Consider the following 1,200-nt stretch of genomic DNA (forward strand, 5'->3'; position numbering starts at 1 on the left):
AAGACCACAAGTCACACAGCCCGGGGCCTCGGACATACAGCGCCAGGGGATCACCCGGGCGCTGGCGGAGCGCCCGGACCGGTGAGCGCGGGCGGGACCGAGCCGGGCGCCGCGCCGCCCGCCGTCGCCCGCGACCAGCGACCGGCGAGGACGGTGCCGACGATCAGCTGGAGCTGGTGGTAGAGCATCAGCGGCAGCACCATCAGCCCGGCTTGCGCTCCGAACAGGACGGTGGCCATCGGCAGGCCGTTGGCCAGGCTCTTCTGCGAACCGCAGAGCACCGCCGCCACGGTGGCCGCCCGGTCGAGCCCCAGCAGCCGGGCACCGAGCCCGGTGGCCGCCAGGGCGGCGGCGAGCAGGGCGAGCAGCACCGCGAGGAGCCCGAGCAGTGCCAGCGGGGTGGCCAGGCCCCAGATGCCCTGGGACACCGCCGCGCTGAACGCCGTGTAGACGACCAGCAGGATCGAGCCGCGATCCACCGGCGTGAGCACCCGTTTGTGCCGGGACAGCGGACCGCCGAGCCACGGCCGCAGCACCTGCCCGAGCAGGAAGGGCGCGAGCAGCTGCAGCCCGATCCGCAGCAGCCCGTCGGCGGACAGCTCGGTGTGCGAACCCAGCAGCCAGGCCGCCAGCAGCGGTGTCAGCGCCAGACCCGCCAGGCTGGAGTAGGTGCCGGCACAGATCGCCGCCGGGACGTTGCCTCCGGCGGCGCCGGTGAGCGCCACCGAGGACTGCACCGTCGAGGGCACCAGGCAGAGGAACAGCACCCCGGTCTGCAACGGCCCGGTGAGCGGGACGGGCGCGAGCAGTGCCGTGGCCACGCCGAGCAGCGGGAAGAGGACGAAGGTGGTGGCCAGCACCAGCCCGTGCAGCCGCAGGTGGCGCAGCCCGGCCAGCGTCTCACGGGTGGAGAGCCGGGCGCCGTAGAGGAAGAACAGCAGCGCCACCGCGAGGTCGCAGGCCACTTCGGCGACCCGTGCCGAGGCGCCGGAGGCCGGGAACAGCGCGGCCAGCCCGACCGTCCCGGCCAGCGCCGCCATGTACGGGTCCAGCCAGCGCGGCAGCAGTCTTCGGGAGCGGGGCCCGGAGCCGTGTCGCGTCCGCGCCCGTACCTCGAGCGCCTTTGCCCCGCGGGGCCGCTCCCCGCGCGCCCGGAGCCCTGGTGGCTGCTCCGGGCGCGCCAGGCCGTCGGTCACGGGC

General features: G+C 75.4%; 1 protein-coding gene. It reads right to left on the bottom strand.

Annotation, left to right across the window (positions count from 1 at the left end):
- Window positions 1-50: 50 nt before the first annotated feature.
- Window positions 51-1,040 (bottom strand): bile acid:sodium symporter family protein, encoded by a 990-nt coding sequence (locus ACFU7Z_RS39520; RefSeq protein ID WP_380783004.1) that lies wholly within the window; start codon window positions 1,038-1,040, stop codon window positions 51-53.
- Between the last annotated feature and the right edge of the window lie 160 nt (window positions 1,041-1,200).

The sequence above is a fragment of the Kitasatospora sp. NPDC057518 genome, assembly GCF_042802075.1.
Taxonomy (GTDB): domain Bacteria; phylum Actinomycetota; class Actinomycetes; order Streptomycetales; family Streptomycetaceae; genus Kitasatospora.